The organism is Streptomyces soli (assembly GCF_003999195.1).
Lineage (GTDB): Bacteria > Actinomycetota > Actinomycetes > Streptomycetales > Streptomycetaceae > Actinacidiphila > Actinacidiphila soli.
Genome location: NZ_RJVR01000333.1, coordinates 26,601 through 46,664, shown reverse-complemented (window position 1 = coordinate 46,664; position 20,064 = coordinate 26,601). Strand labels below are relative to the sequence as shown.

At 69.4% G+C, this 20,064-nt stretch carries 18 protein-coding genes; 17 read left to right on the top strand and 1 reads right to left on the bottom strand.

The features are described 5' to 3' along the window. Positions 1-17 precede the first annotated feature (17 nt). Positions 18-800, top strand: coding sequence for an enhanced serine sensitivity protein SseB C-terminal domain-containing protein (locus EFK10_RS40185; protein ID WP_127360590.1), 783 nt, complete (start codon positions 18-20; stop codon positions 798-800). 360 nt (positions 801-1,160) lie between these two features. Here EFK10_RS40185 and EFK10_RS40180 read toward each other — a convergent pair whose 3' ends face one another. Next, positions 1,161-2,675: a DUF885 family protein gene (locus EFK10_RS40180; protein WP_127360589.1), complete on the bottom strand. Its 1,515-nt coding sequence runs from the start codon at positions 2,673-2,675 to the stop codon at positions 1,161-1,163. Positions 2,676-2,954: 279 nt separating this feature from the next. Here EFK10_RS40180 and EFK10_RS40175 point away from each other — a divergent pair, with 279 nt between their 5' ends. From EFK10_RS40175 to ligA, 16 genes are all read left to right on the top strand, one after another. Then, a complete protein-coding gene (locus EFK10_RS40175; protein ID WP_127360588.1) occupies positions 2,955-3,278 on the top strand; it encodes a hypothetical protein in 324 nt (107 codons plus the stop codon). Between the two features lie 176 nt (positions 3,279-3,454). Beyond that, a complete protein-coding gene (locus EFK10_RS40170; RefSeq protein WP_164836337.1) occupies positions 3,455-3,955 on the top strand; it encodes a hypothetical protein in 501 nt (166 codons plus the stop codon). Between the two features lie 392 nt (positions 3,956-4,347). Continuing rightward, positions 4,348-5,337 carry an ABC transporter permease gene (locus EFK10_RS40165; protein WP_127360586.1) on the top strand — a complete coding sequence of 330 codons (990 nt, stop codon included), beginning with the start codon at positions 4,348-4,350 and terminating at the stop codon, positions 5,335-5,337. Positions 5,338-5,474: 137 nt separating this feature from the next. After that, complete coding sequence (locus tag EFK10_RS40160) at positions 5,475-7,226, top strand: ABC transporter substrate-binding protein (protein ID WP_127360585.1); 1,752 nt, start codon at positions 5,475-5,477, stop codon at positions 7,224-7,226. A gap of 130 nt (positions 7,227-7,356) precedes the next feature. Continuing rightward, positions 7,357-8,355: an ABC transporter permease gene (locus tag EFK10_RS40155; RefSeq protein ID WP_127360584.1), complete on the top strand. Its 999-nt coding sequence runs from the start codon at positions 7,357-7,359 to the stop codon at positions 8,353-8,355. Next, positions 8,352-9,458: an ABC transporter ATP-binding protein gene (locus EFK10_RS40150; RefSeq protein ID WP_127360583.1), complete on the top strand. Its 1,107-nt coding sequence runs from the start codon at positions 8,352-8,354 to the stop codon at positions 9,456-9,458. The genes EFK10_RS40155 and EFK10_RS40150 overlap by 4 nt, the downstream gene beginning before the upstream one ends. Before the next feature lie 11 nt (positions 9,459-9,469). Next, entirely contained in the window at positions 9,470-10,552 is a 1,083-nt protein-coding gene (locus EFK10_RS40145) for an ABC transporter ATP-binding protein (protein ID WP_127360582.1), read from the top strand. 107 nt (positions 10,553-10,659) lie between these two features. Next, a complete protein-coding gene (locus EFK10_RS40140; protein ID WP_127360581.1) occupies positions 10,660-11,319 on the top strand; it encodes a trimeric intracellular cation channel family protein in 660 nt (219 codons plus the stop codon). Positions 11,320-11,589: 270 nt separating this feature from the next. Beyond that, positions 11,590-12,759, top strand: a complete 1,170-nt coding sequence (locus EFK10_RS40135) for a cysteine desulfurase family protein (protein WP_127360580.1) — start codon at positions 11,590-11,592, stop codon at positions 12,757-12,759. Between the two features lie 522 nt (positions 12,760-13,281). Continuing rightward, entirely contained in the window at positions 13,282-14,451 is a 1,170-nt protein-coding gene (gene mnmA / locus EFK10_RS40130; RefSeq protein WP_127360579.1) for a tRNA 2-thiouridine(34) synthase MnmA, read from the top strand. A 438-nt stretch (positions 14,452-14,889) separates the two neighbouring features. Then, a complete protein-coding gene (locus EFK10_RS40120) occupies positions 14,890-15,120 on the top strand; it encodes a ribbon-helix-helix domain-containing protein (RefSeq protein ID WP_127360578.1) in 231 nt (76 codons plus the stop codon). Further along, positions 15,107-15,454 (top strand): type II toxin-antitoxin system PemK/MazF family toxin, encoded by a 348-nt coding sequence (locus EFK10_RS40115; RefSeq protein ID WP_127360577.1) that lies wholly within the window; start codon positions 15,107-15,109, stop codon positions 15,452-15,454. Before EFK10_RS40120 ends, EFK10_RS40115 begins: the two co-directional genes overlap by 14 nt. A 62-nt stretch (positions 15,455-15,516) precedes the next feature. Further along, a complete protein-coding gene (locus tag EFK10_RS40110) occupies positions 15,517-16,056 on the top strand; it encodes an LOG family protein (protein ID WP_127360576.1) in 540 nt (179 codons plus the stop codon). A gap of 22 nt (positions 16,057-16,078) precedes the next feature. Then, positions 16,079-16,768: an SDR family oxidoreductase gene (locus EFK10_RS40105; protein ID WP_127360575.1), complete on the top strand. Its 690-nt coding sequence runs from the start codon at positions 16,079-16,081 to the stop codon at positions 16,766-16,768. Between the two features lie 76 nt (positions 16,769-16,844). Next, positions 16,845-17,798, top strand: a complete 954-nt coding sequence (locus tag EFK10_RS40100; RefSeq protein WP_240677774.1) for a methionine synthase — start codon at positions 16,845-16,847, stop codon at positions 17,796-17,798. Positions 17,799-17,812: 14 nt separating this feature from the next. After that, positions 17,813-19,987, top strand: a complete 2,175-nt coding sequence (gene ligA, locus EFK10_RS40095; protein ID WP_127360573.1) for an NAD-dependent DNA ligase LigA — start codon at positions 17,813-17,815, stop codon at positions 19,985-19,987. The last annotated feature ends 77 nt before the right edge of the window (positions 19,988-20,064 follow it).

The following is a 20,064-nucleotide window of genomic DNA, read 5'->3' as shown; positions in this document are numbered from 1 at the left end:
AGAAGAGGCGGGTCCACGTGAGCGCGGGCGCGGGAGGGGGCGGCCTGGAGCATGCGCTCCGGCAGGTGACCCCCGGCAGATACGACGCTTACGAAGACCTGCTCCGCACGCTCGCCGACAGCCAGGTCTGGATGCTGCTCTGGCAGGGCGCGCCGGGCACGGCCGAGGCGCAGTACGGCAACATGGAGGTCGCCGGGTACGGCTACGCGCCCTGCGTCACCTCCCCGCAGGAGCTGTCCGCCAGCGGCTGGGCCCGGGCCCACGAGGTGGTCTCCGGCCGCGACATCGCCGCTTCCCTCTTCCCCGACCGCTGGGGCCTCTGGCTCAACCCGCACGCCCCCGGCGGCGGCGTCGGCATCCCCTGGCTCGACCTGCGCCGCATCGCCGCCGGCCTCGACCGCCTTCCCGCCGGGCCCCTCACCATCAGCGAGCCCGCCCTCCAAATCCCCCAGTACTACGCCCTCCTCGTCCAGCACGCCCACCGCACCCCGGTGGTCCGCGCCCTCCGGCGGGCCTGGGTCCAGCCCGCGCTCGGCGAGCCGTATCTCGCGATCGGGCTCGACATGTACGACGCCGGTCCCGCCGCGGTCGAATCGGTCCGCGTGATGATGCAGCAATCCATCGCCGGCGTCCCCCCGGGCCTGCCGGTCTCCACGGTCGCCATGGCCGACGAGTACGACCCCGTCGCCATGTGGATGCGGGTGCGGGCCCAGCCCTTCTACGACCGCGACGCGCAAGGCTCCGCCCCTGCGCCCGGCGGCGCCGCCTGGGGCTGGGGCACCAGCCCTGCGGGGCGTTGACCAGAGTCGTCGGCCGCGGCGCCGTTGCGCCTGCGGCGGGCTCTCCCCACCCGCCCACCCGTTCGCCCAGTAGTTGGGTGCGGGCCTATTGCGGGTGGCTAACGCCGTCGGCGTCTGCACGCCGCCGGGTCGTGGGAGAGCGTTCCGCAAGGCGGAACGAGCTGGCACTACCCGACCACGGGCCGACTGGCGCCAACGTAACCGGAACCAGCCACCGGGCCTGCGGCGTTGGCGGTACCCCGGCACGACGGATGGGGGCACTCCCAGCCGCCGTGCCGGTGGGGGCGCCCCCGGACGGAGTCTGGGGGAGAGAGTCCGGCGCAGCTGTCCCGAAGCCCGCGAAGCGGTGCGAGGGCGGCGTCAGGAAATGGCAGCGCTGAGCAGACCCAGCGGCGGGCTGCCGAGCCCGAGGAGCGCGCTGTGGAAGCGCTCCAGGGAGAAGTCGGGGCCCCAGGTGTGGCGGGCGCGGTCGCGGAGGCGGAGGATTTCGAGCTTGCCCCAGGTGTAGCGGCCGTAGCCGGCGTCGAAGGTGCCGCGGCGGGCTTCGGAGGCGGCGCCGGCGCGGGCGAGGTGGGCGTCGCGCATGAAGAGGGCGGTGGCGTCTTCGAGGGAGAGGGCGCCGGTGTGGAGCCCGATGGCGCAGGACAGCCGGGTCACCCGGACGAGCGCTTCGAGGGCGACGCCGATCGCGAAGCGGGGGTCACGGCTGCGGAAGCCCTCCTCGAGGCAGACCTCTTCGACGTAGTGGGCCCACCCTTCGCAGAAGGAGAGGGAGTGCAGCACGCGCCGTACGTCGGTCGGCGCGTGGCGCAGGGCGCGGCCGTGGGCGAAGTGGCCCGGGGCGACCTCGTGGACGGTGATCGCGGGGAGACTGGTGCGGCTGAAGACGGAGAGCCACTCCTCGCGTTCGTCCTCGGGCCAGTCGGGGTCGGGCGGGGTGACGTGGTACCAGGAGGCGCAGTCGGGTTCGCCGGGCGCGGCCCAGGTCATCATGGCCATGGACCAGCGGCGGGAGGGCGGCGCGGGGCCGACGAGGCAGTCGCCGTCGAGCCAGGGGACGAGCCGCTTCTTGCGGGTGAACTCGATGACCTCGTCTGTGAGCCGGGCGGCCTCGGGGATCACCCCCTCCGCGGGAGGGTGGTCGGCGAGCAGTTCGGGGATGAGCTCGTCGACGGTTCGGGTGGGGTCGAGCCGGGCGCAGGAGTCGGTCAACAGCTCGGTCAGCCGGGCGCGTTCGCGGTCGGCCTCGTCGGCCAGCGCAGACAGGTCGACCCGCATGCCTTCCTGACTCCCCATCAGCGCCGCCAGGGCCTCGCCGCCGAGCCGGGGGTCGGGGTCGCCGGTCTCGGCGGCCCGGGCGATGTGGGCGACCAGACGGCCGTGCGCCTCCAGGGCGGCGACCGCTCCGGGCTCGTGGTCCGGGTCCAGTTCGGTGGCCAGCCCCCGTACGGCGCCCAGCAGCGCGGCGGCGACGGGCGCGCTGACCCGGTCGAGCGAGGCGATGGCGGCGTCGACGGCGTCCGGCCACTGCAGCAGATGGCGGCGACGCGCCTCCTCGCGCTCCTCGCGGGGCGCGTACTCGCGGTCGTACGAGGTCAGCTCGAGGTTGGACAGGTGCGGATACGGATCGCGGCGGTGCAACTCCAGCTCACCGTACTGGATCTTGAGGGTGTCCTCGAAGACCGACAGATGGGCCTCGTCGTGGGGGTCGGGCAGCGCCTCGCCGGCCCGCCGGGCGTGGGCGAGGGCCGAGAGTCCGCGGCGTACACCGTCGGGGGAGAGGTCCTGCACCTTGCCGTCGTAGTCGTGCAGGCCTGCCATCTCCCGGACCAGGGGAACCATGAGGTCGCACACCGCGCGGAGCCGATCATCCATGGCACTGACGTTAGCTGGTTCGTTCCGTGCACCTGCCCTGCCCGCCGCAACCACGTATTCCTGTCGAGGTGGGACGCAAAGGTCAACCGCCTGGATTATATCTGAGTTTGATTTGAGGTTGCTGACAATGTGATGGCAATGAGATCGCAAGTTACCTATTGTGTCACCCGGGTTATGCCCTGGCGTAACGGTCACGCGGGAGTCGCCGCACGGGGTGGTTGACGGGTCTCTCCCATTCCTCGATGAGGGACCAGAATCTTGACGCGATACGCGAGAAGCATGGCCGTCGGTACGGCATTGCTCGCCTTGGCCGCCGTAGGTACGACTTCGGCTCAGGCCGCTGCGCCCGCAACGGTGCATCCGAACAACTGCGGTACGGACTCGACACATGAATTCAGTGCCGTGAAATCCCAACGAGTCGGGATGGTGCCGCCGTCGAGTGCTCCGGGCGGACACGCCCTCGGCATCACGCTTGCCGCCGGGACATCGATCACCGGCACCGTCAGCGGATCTGTGACAGGCGAGGCGGTCATCATCGTCGCCAATGCCAAGGAAACCGTGAGTGCCTCGCTCGCGCGTTCGATCACGGCATCGGTTTCCTAATCGGACAGTTGGAAGGTGCCCGGGTCGTGGCGGAAGGGGTACCTCCACGCCGGCGCCGACCGGGACACGATGAACTGGCAGTACGGGCATTACGGCGCGAATTGCAAGTGGATAGTCACGCGTAAGGGCGTCGTGAAGCTCCCATACCACATTCCGGCATTCTGGAGCTCCAAGGGATGATTTCCGCCGCCGGACGACGTTTCTCGCAATGCGCGGCACGGGTGGCCCTACTGGTTGCGGCGTTGATATCCGTGGCGGGCTGCGGTGACGCGGCTTCCTCGTCGCTACAGTCGGCGGCGCGAACGGCAGCGCCGGCCTCGTCGGCAGCGGAAACGGAGTTGCCGACGCTGGAATCCCTCGAGTCCCCGGCTCCGTCCGGGAAGCTGCTGGTGGCGAAGAGCGGGCGGGGTACGGAGTGGTTCGACCTTCCCCTGACCAAGGCAGGTTCCCAGGTCACGCTGCGGCTGATCGGTCTGGGGCCCGGCGATGCGAAGGTGACCGACGGATCCGGCGGTTCTGATCCGGAGGTGGCCGGTTGCAACGCCACGGCGGCGTACGCCACGGGGTTCACCGGCGCGAAGAGTGACCGGGTGATGCGGCTAGCGGTGAACTTCCGTGTCGTGGCGGGTGCTGGTCTGGGGGTAGTACCGGACCTGACCAGCACGCATCAGCCGTGACCATGGGCGGTGCCCGGCAGGTAACCCCCTGTGGGGCCACCGCTCTGTGCGCTTGTGGGCTGAATGCCCGGTAATAAGGGGAAATTGGGAATTGTCGGGCCGGCGATGAGTCGGATGTTCACGGAAGGCAACGGTCCGGAAATAAAGCATCTGTGACGACATCACAGTTGCGCATCGCTTCCCTGCTGCATCTGGCGTCTGATCAGGCAGGCCATGAAGACTCACGGCCCAAGGCGGCTCATAGGTTTCTATGTCGCCTTGACGACTCAACCACCGAATCATCACCAGTTCAGCCAAAGAGCTCCGCCCGACAGTGTCGGCCCGCTCCGTCGACCCGGGCGGCCGACCAAAGGCAAGTCGGCCACCGCCGGCAGGGGGATGCGCGAGGAGAGATGACAGCACCGCTGCACGACACCGCTGCCGCCGAGACGGCACTGACCGACGTCGCCGGGCCCGTCAAGGCCATCGAGGGCCGGTCACCCGGACGCATCGCCTGGGACCGCCTGAAGCGCGACAAGGTAGCCCTGGCAGGCGGCGCGATCGTTCTGCTGCTCATCCTGGCGGCGATCTTCGCCCCCGTACTGACCAGCCTCTTCGGGCACCCGCCGGACCAGTTCCACCCCGACCAGATCAATCCCGACCTGGGCGTGCCCAAGGGTGCCTTCGGCGGTATGTCGTGGAACTACCTGCTCGGTGTCGACCCCACCTTCGGACGTGATGTCTTCAGCCGGGTCCTCTACGGTGCGCGAATCTCGCTGATCGTGGCCTTCCTGTCGGCGGCGGTCTCGGTGAGCATCGGGGTGCTGCTGGGTGTCGCCGCCGGCTACTTCGGCGGCTGGATCGACGCCGCGATCAGCCGGGTCATGGACCTGCTGCTGGCCTTCCCCCAACTGCTGTTCACCATCGCGCTGGTGTCGGTGATGCCCGACAGCCTGCTCGGCTTGACCGGTACGGGTGTCCGGATGGCCATCCTGATCATCGTCATCGGCTTCTTCGGCTGGCCGTACATCGGCCGCATCGTGCGAGGCCAGGCCCTGTCGCTGCGCGAACGCGAGTTCGTCGAGGCGTCCAAGAGCCTCGGCGCGGGCAGCGTCCACATCCTGCTGCGCGAACTGCTGCCGAACCTGGTCGCCCCCGTGCTGGTGTACACGACGCTGATCATCCCGACCAACATCCTCAACGAGGCGGCGCTGAGCTTCCTTGGCGCGGGTGTGAAGCCGCCGACTCCCTCGTGGGGCCAGATGCTCTCCGATGCGGTCAACATCTACCAGGCAGACCCCACTTACATGGTGGTTCCAGGTCTCGCGATCTTCATCACCGTGCTCGCCTTCAACCTCTTCGGCGACGGCCTTCGGGACGCACTCGACCCGAAGGGCAGCTGAACCGCGTTCCGTGTCACACCCCGTCCGAGCAGGCACTGCACCACCGGGTGATCCGGCCGGACGCCCCAGCCCCGGGGTCACTCATTTGCCCCGGCGGTCCGTCCGACGGACCGCGACTATCAGGAGGATTCATACCGATGACCCGCAGTAGGACACTCGCGGCGACCGGCCTCGTCGCTGTGATGGCACTGACCGCGGCCGCGTGCGGCGGTAAGGGCGGCGGTACGAGCACCAAGGGTGCCGGCTTCAACGCCGCCGCGACGAAGATCATCAACGCGTCCGACAAGAAGGGTGGCACGCTCAATCTCTGGACGACCTCGGACGCCGACTCCTGGGACCCGGGGCGTGCCTACTACGCATCCGTCTGGAACATGGAGCGCTTCTACGCGCGTACCCTGCTCGCGTACGACGCCAAGGCCGGTGCGGACGGCCTCAAGCTCGTCCCGGACCTGGCATCGGCTCAGCCGCAGATCTCCTCGGACGGCAAGACCTACACCTTCAAGCTGCGCAGCGGCCTGAAGTTCGAGGATGGCTCGCCCATCACGTCCAAGGACATCAAGTACGGCATCGAGCGTCCCTTCGCGCAGGACGTCGTCAATGGCGGCCCGACCTATCTGGTCAATGAGCTGGACCAGGGCCAGAAGTACCCCGGCCCGTACAAGGACAAGTCCCCGGACAAGCTCGGTCTGAAGTCCGTCCTGACGCCGGACGACTCGACCATCGTCTTCAAGCTGGCCAAGGCCGACTCCAGCTTCCCGTACCTGCTTGCCATGGGCAGTGCCTCGCCGGTCCCGCAGAAGCTGGACACCGGTGCCCAGTACGGCCAGAAGCCGGTCTCCTCCGGCCCGTACAAGTTCCAGTCGTACGAGCCCGGCAAGTCGGTCGTCCTGGTCCGCAACTCCCAGTGGAGCCAGAGCACCGACCCGTTCCGCAAGGCGCTTCCCGACAAGGTCACGCTGACCATCACGACCAACCCGGACCAGATGGACGCCAACCTGCTCAGCGGCAAGGCCGACATCGACGAGAGCCAGACCGGCCTGTCGCAGAACGCGCAGATCAAGGTCCTCCAGGACCCGAAGCTCAAGGCGAACACGGACGACCCGTACAACGGCTTCATCCGTTACGTCTCGGTCGTCCCGAAGGTCGCACCCTTCGACAACATCCACTGCCGCAAGGCCGTCCTGTACGCGGCCAACACGACCGACCTGCAGACCGCCCGCGGTGGTTCTGTGGCCGGCTCGACATACGGCAACATGCTGCCGCCGAACATCCTCGGTTCGGACAACTACGACCCGTTCAACCTGACCAAGGGCAAGGCCCAGGTCGCCCAGGCCAAGCAAGAGCTCGCGGCCTGCGGCAAGCCCAACGGCTTCAGCACAACCATCGCGGTCCGCAACAACAAGCCCAAGGAAGTCAACTCCGCGGTGGCCCTGCAGGCCTCGCTGAAGGCCGTGGGCATCACCGCCAACATCGACCAGTACGACGGCAAGCTCATAGCCTCGGTCATCGGTTCGCCGTCCGTGGTCAAGAACAAGGGCTACGGCCTGGTCGTCATGGGCTGGGGCGCCGACTACCCGAACGGCTCCGGCTTCCTGCAGCCGCTGGTCGACGGTCGCTTCATCCTTCAGAGCGGTAACAACAACTTCTCCGAGATCAACGACCCGCAGATCAAGGGTTGGTTCGACGAGGCCGCCGGCCTGACCGACCCCGCTGCCGCCGCCGCGATCTACCAGAAGATCAACCACAAGGTGATAGACGGTGCCTACTACCTGCCGATCGTCGCGGACAAGGCGCTGAACTACCGCAACCCGCGGCTGACCAACGTCTTCGTCCAGGAGGCGTTCGGTGAGGTCGACTTCCAGGCCCTGGGCGTCAGCGACGGCAAGTGACCCCCGCCGCCAAGCCACGTAACAAGCAGTAGTTCGTACAGCTAGTCCCGAAGGGCAGGTGAAGGCCCCCGCCGGGGCCGCCGGAGACTCCCGCAGGAGGCTCCGGCGGCCCCGGGCAGGGCCGAGAGCAGTGCTCGTGTATCTCATCCGACGGCTCGTCAACGTGGCCGTCCTGCTGCTGGTGGTCTCCGCGATCACCTTCGGCATCTTCTTCATGGTGCCGAAACTCACCGGCAGCGACCCGGCCCTGCTCTACGTCGGAAAGATCGCCGACAAGGCCGCCGTCGAAGGCATCCGCCACAAGATGGGCCTCGACAAGTCGATCGCCGAGCAGTATTTCCTGTTCCTGAAAGGCCTGTTCGTCGGGCGGGACTACAGCCAGGGCACCGACGTCACGCACTGCTCGGCGCCCTGCTTCGGCTACTCCTTCAAGACCGAGCAGGAGGTCTGGCCCCTGCTGCTGGACCGGCTGCCGGTCACCCTCTCGCTCGCCTCCGGAGCCTCGGTCATCTGGCTGGTCGTCGGCACTGGCACTGGCATCGTCTCGGCCTTGCGCCGGCGTTCGGTCCTGGACCGGGCCACCATGGTGACGGCCCTGGCCGGTGTCTCGCTGCCGATCTACTTCACCGGCCTGCTGGCGCTGTCCATCTTCGTGAACACGCTCGGCTGGTTGCCCAACAACTACGTCAACTTCACGGACGACCCCGTCGAATGGGCGCGGAACCTGATCCTGCCCTGGATCACCCTCGCCTTCCTGTACGCCGCGACCTACGCGAGGCTCACCCGCGCGACGCTGCTCGAAGTCCTGGGCGAGGACTACATCCGCACCGCGCGGGCCAAGGGCCTGAAGGAGAACAAGGTCATCGGAAAGCACGCGCTGCGCTCCACGATGACCCCGATCCTCACCGTCTTCGGGCTCGACATCGGAGCGCTGATCGGTGGCGCGGTGCTCACCGAGAAGACCTTCGACCTTCGTGGCCTCGGCTATGAGGCGGTGCAGGCGATCAGCCAGAGCGACCTGCCGGTCATCCTGGGGGTCACTCTCTTCGCCGCCTTCTTTGTCATCATGGCCAACCTTGTGGTTGACCTCCTCTACGCCGTCGTCGATCCCCGGGTGAGGCTCGGATGAGCAAGCTGACCAAGACCTCCGCCGCCGCAGACATGGAGCCCACGGAGGAACGGCCCACCGACGCCCCGTCGGAATTCCTCTCCGTACGCGACCTCAAGGTGCACTTCCCGACCGACGACGGTGTGGTCAAGTCCGTCGACGGGCTGTCCTTCACCCTGGAGAAGGGCAAGACCCTCGGCATCGTCGGCGAGTCCGGCTCCGGCAAGTCCGTCACCTCGCTGTCGATCCTCGGCCTGCACCGGGTCGGCTCCAACCGCAGCCGCAACGCCCGGATCAGTGGCGAGGTCTGGCTGGACGGCGAGGAGCTGATCTCCGCCGACGCCGCCCGGGTGCGGGATCTGCGCGGCCAGAAGATGGCCATGATCTTCCAGGATCCGCTCACCGCGATGCACCCCTTCTTCAGCGTGGGGCAGCAGATCATCGAGGCGTACCGGGTGCACCATCCGTCCGCGAGCAAGAAAGAGGCCCGCAAGCGGACGATCGAGATGCTCGACCGGGTCGGCATCCCGCAGCCCGACCGGCGGGTGGACGACTACCCGCACCAGTTCTCCGGTGGCATGCGGCAGCGCGCGATGATCGCGATGGCGCTGGTCAACGACCCCTCGTTGCTGATCGCCGACGAGCCGACCACCGCTCTGGACGTCACCGTCCAGGCGCAGATCCTGGACCTGATCCGGGACCTGCAGAAGGAGTTCGGCTCCGCGGTCATCATCATCACCCACGACCTCGGTGTGGTCGCCGAACTCGCCGACGACATCCTCGTGATGTACGGCGGCAGGTGCATCGAGCGGGGCCCCTCCGAGACCATCTTCGAGCAGCCCCAGCACCCGTACACCTGGGGCCTGCTGGGGTCCATGCCGCGGCTCGACCGCGAGCGCACTGACCGGCTCAACCCGGTCAAGGGCTCCCCGCCCAGCCTGATCAACCTGCCCTCCGGCTGTGCCTTCCACCCGCGCTGCCCGTACACGGACCTCACCGAGGGCGCCAGCCAGACCGTCGTCCCCGAACTGCGCGAGGTCGGCAGCCGGCACCTTGCCGCCTGTCACCTGGGCAAGGCGGACCGGGAGCGCATCTGGACCGAAGAGATTGCGCCGAAGCTGTGAAAGGCCAGGAGATGACGATCCCCCAGCAGACGACCGCCGAGGGGGCAGAGCCGCTGCTCAAAGTGAGCGGCCTGGTCAAGCACTTCCCGATCACCAAAGGAGTGCTGCGCCGCCAGGTCGGCGCCGTCAAGGCCGTTGACGGACTCGACTTCGAGGTCATGCCCGGTGAAACGCTGGGCGTGGTGGGCGAGTCGGGCTGCGGCAAGTCCACCATGGGCCGGCTGATCACCCGGCTGCTCGAACCGACCGGCGGAAAGATCGAGTTCGAGGGCCGGGACATCACCCACCTCGGCACGTCCGCGATGCGCCCGAGGCGGCGCGACGTACAGATGATCTTCCAGGACCCGTATTCCTCGCTGAACCCGCGGCACACGGTCGGCACCATCGTCAGCGCCCCGTTCCGGCTGCAGAAGGTGGAGACGGAGCACGGCACCAAGAAGGCTGTCCAGGACCTTCTCGAACTGGTGGGACTCAGCCCCGAGCACTACAACCGCTACCCGCACGAGTTCTCTGGCGGCCAGCGGCAGCGCATCGGCATCGCACGGGCGCTGGCGCTCAAGCCGAAGCTGGTGGTCGCGGACGAGCCGGTCTCGGCGCTGGATGTGTCCATCCAGGCGCAGGTGGTGAACCTGCTGGACGACCTGCAGAGCGAGCTCGGGCTCACCTACGTGATCATCGCGCACGACCTGTCGGTCATCCGGCACGTCTCCGACCGTATCGCGGTCATGTATCTCGGCAAGATCGTCGAGATCGCGGACCGCGAGAGTCTGTACGGCAAGCCGATGCACCCGTACACGACCGCGCTGATGTCCGCGGTGCCGGTGCCGGACCCCAAGAGGCGCACCCAGCGCAAGCGGATCCTGCTCACCGGCGACGTCCCGTCGCCGATCTCGCCGCCGTCAGGCTGCCGCTTCCACACGCGCTGCTGGAAAGCGACCGAGGTCTGCCGCACCGTTGAGCCGCCGCTGATCGCCCTGACCCCGGCGGCCGGCCACCGCGTCGCGTGCCATCACCCGGAGAATGCGCCGGATCAGGCGCCGGGGGAGACGTCTGCCACGGCGGCCACAGGCGGCAAGAGCGTCGAAAGCGCGTAGACCTCCGGTTGACCTCCGCCTGAGTTGTTCCCACCCGTCCCGCCCACCTCCAGTCCGTCTGGCGTTCGAGGACGGACTGGAGGGGCGGGGTGGGGAAGAATCACTCCGTGCCAACCGATCTGTTCAGCCAATTCGTTCAGCACGCCCTGGACCTCGCCGGGATCTTCGTCTTCGCGATCTCCGGGGCGCTGCTCGCGGTTCGCAAGAACTTCGACGTCTTCGGCCTCGCCGTACTCGCCGAGGTCACCGCGCTCGGGGGCGGGCTGATCCGGGATCTGATCATCGGGGCCGTGCCGCCGGCGGCGTTCACCGATCAGGGGTACTTCGTCACGCCGCTGATTGCGACGGCGGTGGTGTTCTTCCTCCACCCCGAGGTGGAGCGCATCAACACCACGATCAACGTCTTCGACGCCGCAGGCCTCGGCCTGTTCTGCGTGAGCGGCACGATCAAGGCGTACGACTACGGGCTCAACCTCACCGCCTCCGCGACCCTCGGCCTGGCGACGGCCGTGGGCGGGGGCGTGCTGCGCGATCTGCTCGGCAATGACGTGCCGTCGCTGCTGCGCTGGGACCGGGACCTGTACGCCGTGCCGGCGATGGTCGGGGCCACGATGGTCGTCGTGCTGATCCACTTCGACGCACTGACGCCGGCCACCGGCGTGGTGGCCGTGATCTGCGCCTTTGGGCTGCGGCTGCTGGCGATGCGCTTTCACTGGCGGGCGCCGAGGGCGTGGCACCGCAGGAGTACGGTGGCGGAGGAAGTGTGAGTCGCCGCCCGCCGCCCGCCGCCCGCCGCCCGCCGCCCGCCGCCCGCCGCCGGTCCGGGGCCTCCGGGGCTGGGGGTCCTGGACCGACATATTTACGTGCGTGACGGGCCGTTCGCCGCGTTGCCCGGCATGCCGCACACAAATATGCGGAGCGTCCAGAACCCCCACCCCTGCGACCCCGGACCTCCCGCCGCTGTTGCCTGTCGGGCACGTGGCTGCGACCCGCCGGGGGTCGCGCGCCGGATCCGCGCCCGTAGAATCGGGGTCATCATGGCCTACTTCGACCACGCCGCCACCACTCCGATGCTGCCGGAGGCGGTGCGGGCGATGACCGACCTGCTCGCCGTCACGGGCAACGCCTCCTCCCTCCACGCCTCGGGCCGCCGCGCCCGGCGGCAGGTCGAGGAGTCCCGCGAATCCCTCGCCGCCGCGCTCGGTGCCCGGCCCAGCGAGATCGTCTTCACCGGCGGCGGCACTGAGGCCGACAACCTCGCGGTCAAGGGCCTGTACTGGGCACGCCGGGACGCCGACCCGCGCCGCACCCGGGTGCTCGTCAGCCCCGTCGAGCACCACGCGGTGCTGGACGCCGTCGACTGGCTCGCCGAGCACGAGGGCGCGCGCGTCGAGTGGCTCCCCGTCGACCCGTACGGACGCGTCCACCCGGAAGCGCTGCGCGAGGCGATCGCCCGTGACCCGGGGGACGTCGCCCTGGCGATCGTCATGTGGGCCAACAATGAGGTCGGCACGATCATGCCGGTCAATGAACTGAGCGCCGTGGCCCAGGAGTTCGAGGTCCCGCTGCATTCCGACGCGGTGCAGGCCTTCGGCCAGGTCGAGGTCGACTTCGCCGCGTCCGGGCTCGACGCGATGACCGTCACCGGGCACAAGGTCGGCGGGCCGTACGGGGTCGGCGCGCTCGTCCTGCGCCGGGAGATGACGCCGGTGCCGCTGCTGCACGGCGGCGGTCAGGAGCGCAACGTACGCTCCGGCACGCTGGATGTGCCCGCGATCGCCGCCTTCGCCGTCGCCGGCACGCTGGCCGCGAAGCGGCGGGCCGAGTTCGCCCGGGAGGTGGGCGCCCTGCGGGACGATCTCATAGCCAAGGTCCGCGCCGCCGTCCCCGACGCCGTACTGAACGGTGACCCCTCTGCGGAGGGCCGCCTCCCCGCCAACGTCCACTTCTCCTTCCCCGGCTGCGAAGGCGACTCCCTGCTCCTGCTTCTCGATGCCCAGGGCATCGAATGCTCCACCGGCTCCGCCTGCACCGCCGGCGTCCCCCAGCCCAGCCACGTCCTCCTGGCCCTTGGTTCCGACCCCGACCTCGCCCGCGGCTCCCTCCGCTTCTCCCTGGGCCACACCTCCACTCAGTCCGACATCGACGCCCTCGCCGCCGCCATCGGCCCCGTAGCCACCCGCGCCCGCAGCGCCGGCCTGATGTAGCGCCCTGCTCCTTGCTGTCGGCTGCTGCTGACGGTCCGCCGCCCCTGCGGGGCTTCCTGCCGTCTCCGGCTGCCGGTCTGCTGCGCCTGCGGCGTTCTTCCCCGCACCTGACAGCACCGCCTCCAGTGGTCTTCCCGCCGTCGGTGGCTGCCGGTCGGGTGTGCCTTGCGGGGTTTCCTGCCGTCGGTGGCTGCCGGTCGCTGCGCTACGGCGTGCGTTTCGTTCGTGTGCGGGTGCCACCTGTGGGTGGTTCTCGCCGTTGGCGGCTATCCGCGCGCGGTCCGCAGACGCCAATCTTGAGCAGCACCCACGAGAGGCCTCGCCGCTGCGGTCGAGAGCAACGGGCGAGCGAAGCGAGATGGGGGTCCTCCCCCAGCCTGGCGGCTGGGAGGTGCCCCACCGGCCGAAGGCTGGGGGAGGGTGGGAGAAGCCCGCCGCCGACGGGGGAGGCCCCGCCGGAGGGGGCCGCAAGGGGCCCGCGGCGGCGGACGGCGCGGCGGGGGCCATTACTCTGGTAGGGCTATGACTGACTTCCCCGGTGCACCCACGAACCCCGGCGACGGCCGCCGCCTCCGCGTGCTGGCAGCGATGAGCGGCGGCGTGGACTCCGCCGTGGCCGCGGCACGCGCGGCGGAGGCAGGCCATGACGTGACGGGCGTGCACCTCGCGCTCTCCGCGAACCCGAAATCGTTCCGTACCGGCGCACGCGGGTGCTGCACGATCGAGGACAGCCACGACGCACGCCGCGCGGCCGACGTGATCGGTATCCCGTTCTACGTGTGGGACCTGGCGGACCGCTTCCGGGAGGACGTGGTCGAGGACTTCTTCGCGGAGTACGCGGAGGGCCGTACGCCGAACCCCTGCCTGCGCTGCAATGAGAAGATCAAGTTCGCCGCGCTGCTCGACAAGGCCCTTGCACTCGGCTTCGACGCCGTGTGCACGGGCCATTACGCCACGATCGTGGTCAACCAGGACGGCAGTCGCGAGCTGCACCGGGCGAGCGATACCGCGAAGGATCAGTCGTACGTCCTCGGGGTGCTGGACGAGCGGCAGCTGGCGCACGCGCTCTTCCCGCTGGGTGACACGCTCACCACCAAGGAGGAGATCCGCGCGGAGGCGGCGGCCCGGAGGCTGTCAGTGGCGAAGAAGCCGGACAGCCATGACATCTGCTTCATCGCGGACGGGGACACCCAGGGCTTCCTGGCCAAGCGACTGGGCACTGCTGAGGGGGACATCCTCGACGAGGACGGTACGAAGCTCGGCACCCACACCGGCGCCTACGGGTACACCGTAGGTCAGCGCAAGGGGCTGCGCCTCGGGGTGCCGGCCGCCGACGGGAAGCCGCGCTACGTCCTGGACATCTCGCCGGTGAACAACACCGTTACGGTCGGCCCGGCCGACGCCCTGGACGTCACCGCCCTGACCGCCATCCGCCCTCGCTGGTGCGGCACGCCGCCCGCCGCCGGGGTCCCGGCGACGTACACCGCCCAGCTGCGCGCGCACGGCGCGGACGTACCGGTGACCGTGGAGCTGGACCCCGACACCCAGGAGCTGTGGGTCCGCTTCACGGGCGAGCCGGTGCGCGGGATCGCGCCCGGCCAGGCGGTCGTCCTCTACGACGGCACCCGCGTCGTCGGCTCGGCCACGATCGCGACGACGGAACGCCGTACGCAGGCGCGCGCCACCGCTTGACGTCACCCGGTCAGCAGGCGGCCCGGCCGCAGTCGCTGATCAGCTGACTCTTCGCCGCAAACCCCGCCCCTTCAGGCCGGGGAGGACGTCAAGCTCAGTTCCGAGTTCAACACACACCAAGCTCCGACCTCACCGCCCAGGTCAAAGCCGCCGCCACCGAGGTCGCCCACGAAGGCGGCCCCCTCGCCGTCAACTCCGTCCCCGCCGCCTCCCCGCCCGGCCACGCCTCATCCCTCGCCCTTCAAGCCTTCGGCCACGGCTACTCCCTTGGGTACATCGTCTGCGGCACTGCCGCCATCGCCTCCTGCCTGCTGGCCCTTCGCTCCGCCGACGGAACGGAGCCGGTCGACGCCGGGGACTAGGGGATGCGCCGCGAGTGCCCCTTGCCTTCCTACCATGGGTAGCCGAGCTTGGGGCATAGGGAGTAGCATTTTGGGTATGAAGATTAGTGTTAGCCTGCCGGAAACGGACATCGCCTTCGTCGATGAGTACGCGGCCAAGAACATCGCCGAGTCGCGCTCGGCCGTCATACACGCTGCGATCGAGCTGTTGCGCGCCTCGCAGATGGAAGAGGAGTACGCCGCCGCCTGGGAGGAATGGGACAGCAGCGACGACGCTCGCCTGTGGGAGCAGACCACGGCCGACGGGATTACCGATGCGGCGCGGTGACATCTATCTGGTCGATCTGGAACCGGTGCGCGGCAGCGAGGCGAGCAAGGCACGGCCCGCCGTCATCGTCTCGAACGACGCGGCCAATCGATCGGCCGAGCGCGCCGGTCGCGGGGTGTTGACGGTGGTTCCGGTGACGTCCAATACGAGCAGGGTCTTCCCATTCCAAGTACTGCTCGAAGCTGAGGCGTGTGGTCTGCCCAAGGATTCAAAGGCCCAGGGCGAACAGGTCCGTGCTGTAGCAGTCGAGCGTCTACTCCGCCGTGTCGGATCCCTACCGGCTGACGTGATGGTTCGGCTCGATGTCGCACTGCGGCGGCATCTGGCATTGTGAGGTCCCGACGATGCCGCAAATCGTAGGGACCGCTGCCCGCACGCGGTCGTAGGCTCGCGTCCATGAATATCTGCGTCTTCCTCTCCGCCGCCGACCTGGACGAGCGCTACACCGGCCCCGCCCGTGAATTCGCCGAGCTGGTGGGGAAGGGCGGCCACACCCTGGTGTGGGGCGGCTCGGACGTGGGCCTGATGAAGGTCGTGGCCGACGGCGTGCAGGAGAACGGCGGCAGGCTGGTCGGGGTCTCCGTGGGGTTCCTGGCCGCCAAGGCGCGTACGAACGCCGACGAGATGCTGATCGCCGGCGACCTCGCCGAGCGCAAGGCGCAGTTGCTGGCGCGCTCCGACGCGGTGGTGATCATGGTGGGCGGTACGGGGACGCTGGACGAGGCGACGGAGATCCTGGAGCTGAAGAAGCACGGCCTGCACGCCAAGCCGGTCGTGCTGCTCAACACGGCGGGCTTCTACGACGGGCTGAAGCAGCAGTTCCTGCGGATGGAGGACGAGGGCTTCCTGCCGCTGCCGCTGACCGAACTCGTGCTCTTCGCCGAGGACGGCGCGTCGGCGCTGGCGTATCTGGAGGAGGCCGTCGGCATCCGGTGACGGGGATGGGATCATGGTCGGCATGGCGACTCATCTGATCACCGGCGCCGGTTCCGGCATCGGCGCCGCTGTCGCGCGGCGCCTCATCGAGCGGGGCGACGAGCTGTGGCTGCTGGCGCGTGACGCGGGGCGGGCGAAAGAGCTGGCGGAGGCCTTCCCCGGGGCTCGTACGCTGGTCGGGGACCTGGCCGCGCCGGAGCGGCTGTCCTGGGCGCTGTCGCACCAGGAGCTGCCGGAGCGGCTGGACTCGCTGCACCACATCGCGGGCATCGTCGAGCTGGGCGCGATCGGCGACCTCACCCCGAAGATCTGGCAGCAGACGCTGGCGGCCAATCTGGTCGCCCCCGCCGAGCTGACCCGGCTCGTGCTGCCCCAACTGCGGCTGGCGCGCGGCCATATCGTCTTCGTCAACTCCGGCGCGGGCCTGAACGCGCACGCCGAGTGGGGCGCGTACGCCGCCAGCAAGCACGCGCTGAAGGGGCTCGCCGACGCGCTGCGCCTGGAGGAGCACGGCAACGGCGTCCGCGTCACCTCGGTCTACCCGGGCCGGACGGCGACGCCGATGCAGGCCAAGGTGCATCGGCACGAAGGCAAGGAGTACGACGCCGCGCGCTGGATCGACCCGGCGTCGGTGGCGACGACCATCCTCACGGCGATCGATCTGCCGCGCGATGCGGAGATCTACGACCTCACGGTGCGACCGGGACGTTAGGCGGGTCTCGTACGCTTCGTGCGTGAGTACGGATGAGTTTGTGCTGCCCGAAGGGGCGGCGACGGGGACCGGGTCCATGCCGGGCGAGGACGCCCGCGAGGCGGCGCGTACGGCGACGGGGGCGGTGGAGGCACTGCCCTTCCTGCCCGAGCTGCCGGCCCGGGGCCCCGGCGCGGACATGCTCGGGCGGACGCTCGGGATGCTGGTCGAGCTGTACGCCCGGGTGGAGCCCAGCGGCTGGCGCTTCGGGGACCGGCCCGGGCGGGACACCCGGCGCGCCAGGGCGTGGCTGGGGGAGGACCTGGACGCGCTGGAGGAGTTCACGCAGGGGTACGACGGCGTGCTGAAGCTGCAGGCCGTCGGCCCGTGGACGCTCGCGGCCGGCGTCGAGCTCAAGAACGGCGAGGCCGCGCTCTCCGACGCCGGGGCCTGCCGGGACCTCACCGAGTCCCTCACCGAGGGCCTGCGGCTGCATGTCGCCGACGTACGCCGCCGCATCCCCGGCGCCCGGCTCGTCCTGCAGTTGGACGAGCCCTCGCTGACCGCTGTCCTGCTCGGGCAGATCAGGTCGGCCAGCGGCTACCGGACGTACCGGGCGGTGGACCGCCAGGTGGTGGAGGGCGGCCTGCGGGAGGTGATCGGCGGTGTCGGGGCGCCGGTGATCGCCCACTCGTGCGCGCCGGAGGTGCCCTTCGCGCTGCTGCGCCGGGCCGGGGTCGCCGGGGTGTCGTTCGACTTCGAATTGCTGACGGAGAGTGACTGGGACGCCTTCGGGGAGGCCGCCGAAGCGGGGACCGCGCTCTTCGCCGGTGTCGTGCCGGGCACGGACTCCCGATTGTCAGACCCTGCCGGTAGCGTCAGTGGTGTTCGGGCGCTGTGGCGCAGGCTGGGACTGGCACCGGGGGCCTTGGGCCGCTCCGTTGCCGTCACCCCGTCCTGTGGTCTGGCGGGGGCCTCACCGGCCTATGCCCGTGCCGTGCTCGAGCACTGCTCGAAGGCGGCACGATCGCTCGTCGACAACCCAGAGTGAGGAAGGACGGGGAAGTGGAGATTCCTGCCAAGGTACGCGAGCAGCACGGCCGGCTGGCCGAAGAGGTCGAGGAGCACCGCTTCCGCTACTACGTCAACGACGCCCCGGTCGTCAGCGACGCCGACTTCGACCGCCTCCTGCGGAAGCTCGAGGCGCTGGAGGAGGAGTATTCGGAGCTGCGCACCCCCGACTCCCCGACGCAGAAGGTCGCGGGCGCGTACGCGACCGAGTTCACCTCCGTCCAGCACCGCGAGCGCATGCTCTCCCTCGACAACGCCTTCGAGGACGAGGAGCTGGACGCCTGGGCCGAGCGCATCGTCGCCGAACTGGGCGCCCCCGACAACGAACACAGCCCGTACCACTTCCTCTGCGAGCTCAAGGTCGACGGCCTCGCCGTCAACCTCACGTACGAGCACGGCCGGCTCACCCGCGCTGCGACCCGGGGCGACGGCCGCACCGGCGAGGACATCACGCCCAACGTCCGCACCATCGCCGAGATCCCGGACCGGCTGGCCGGGGACCGGATCCCGGCGCTGGTGGAGATCCGCGGCGAGGTCTACTTCCCCATGGAGAAGTTCGAGGAGCTGAACGCCCGCCTGGTCGAGGCGGGCGACAAGCCCTTCGCCAACCCGCGTAACGCGGCGGCCGGTTCGCTGCGCCAGAAGGACCCCCGGGTCACCGCGAGCCGCCCGCTGCACATGGTGGTGCACGGCATCGGCGCCCGTGAGGGCTTCGACATCGACCGGCTGTCGCAGGCGTACGACCTGCTGCGCGAATGGGGCCTGCCGACCACCACCCACGCCCGCGTCGTGGACACCCTCGCCGAGGTCAAGGAGGTCATCGCCTACTACGGCGAGCACCGCCATGACGTCGAGCACGAGATCGACGGCATCGTCATCAAGATCGACGAGATCCCGCTCCAGGGCCGCCTGGGCTCCACCGCCCGCGCCCCGCGCTGGGCCATCGCCTGGAAGTACGCCCCGGAGGAGGTCAACACCAAGCTGGTCGACATCCGCGTCGGCGTCGGTCGTACCGGCCGGGTCACGCCCTACGCCGTGGTCGAGCCGGTCAAGGTCGCCGGATCCGAGGTCGAGTTCGCCACCCTGCACAACCAGGACGTGGTGAAGGCCAAGGGCGTGCTCATCGGCGACACCGTGGTGCTGCGCAAGGCCGGCGACGTCATCCCGGAGATCCTCGGCCCGGTCGCCGATCTGCGGGACGGCACCGAGCGGGAGTTCGTGATGCCCGCCGAATGCCCGGAGTGCGGGTCGGAGCTACGGCCGATGAAGGAGGGGGACATCGACCTGCGGTGCCCCAACGCCCGCTCCTGCCCTGCCCAGTTGCGTGAGCGGTTGTTCTACCTCGGCGGCCGCAGGTGCCTCGACATCGAGAGCTTCGGCTACGTCGCGGCCGCCGCCCTCACCAAGCCGCTGGAGCCTGCCGATCCGCCGCTGCGCGACGAGGGCGATCTGTTCGACCTCAAGGTCGAGGACCTGCTCCCCATCAGGGCGTACGTACTCGACCAGGACACCGGCCTGCCCAAGCGCGACCCGGAGAGCGGCGAGCCGAAGATCGCCACGGTCTTCGCCAACCAGAAAGGCGAGCCGAAGAAGAACACCCTCGCCATGCTGGACAACATCCAGGCCGCCAAGCAGCGCCCGCTGGCCCGGATCATCACCGGGCTGTCGATCCGTCACGTCGGCCCGGTCGCCGCCGAGGCCCTGGCCCGCGAATTCCGCGACCTGGACCGGATCAAGGACGCGGGGGAGGAGGAGCTGGCGGCCGTCGAGGGCGTCGGCCCGACCATCGCGGCCTCGCTCAAGCAGTGGTTCGCCGAGGACTGGCACCTGGAGATCATCGAGAAGTGGCGGCGCGCCGGGGTCAAGTTCACCGAGGAGGGCTCCGACGAGGGGCCGCGCCCCCTCGAAGGGCTCACCGTCGTTGTCACCGGCACCCTCGCCACGTACACCCGGGACGGCGCGAAGGAAGCGCTCGGCAGCCGGGGCGCGAAGGTCACCGGCTCGGTGTCGAAGAAGACCGACTTCGTGGTGTTCGGCGACAACCCCGGCTCGAAGTACGACAAGGCCGTCCAGCTGAAGGTGCCGGTCCTGGACGAGGACGGCTTCGGCGTACTCCTCGAACAAGGTGCCGAAGCTGCCCGGGAAGCGGCGGTCAACCCGGCCGAGTGACGGCACGTCATCACCCGTTCGGCCGATGTCACCAGGATGCGTGCGGCCAGGTCGCATTCGGGCAACAGCAGCCGATC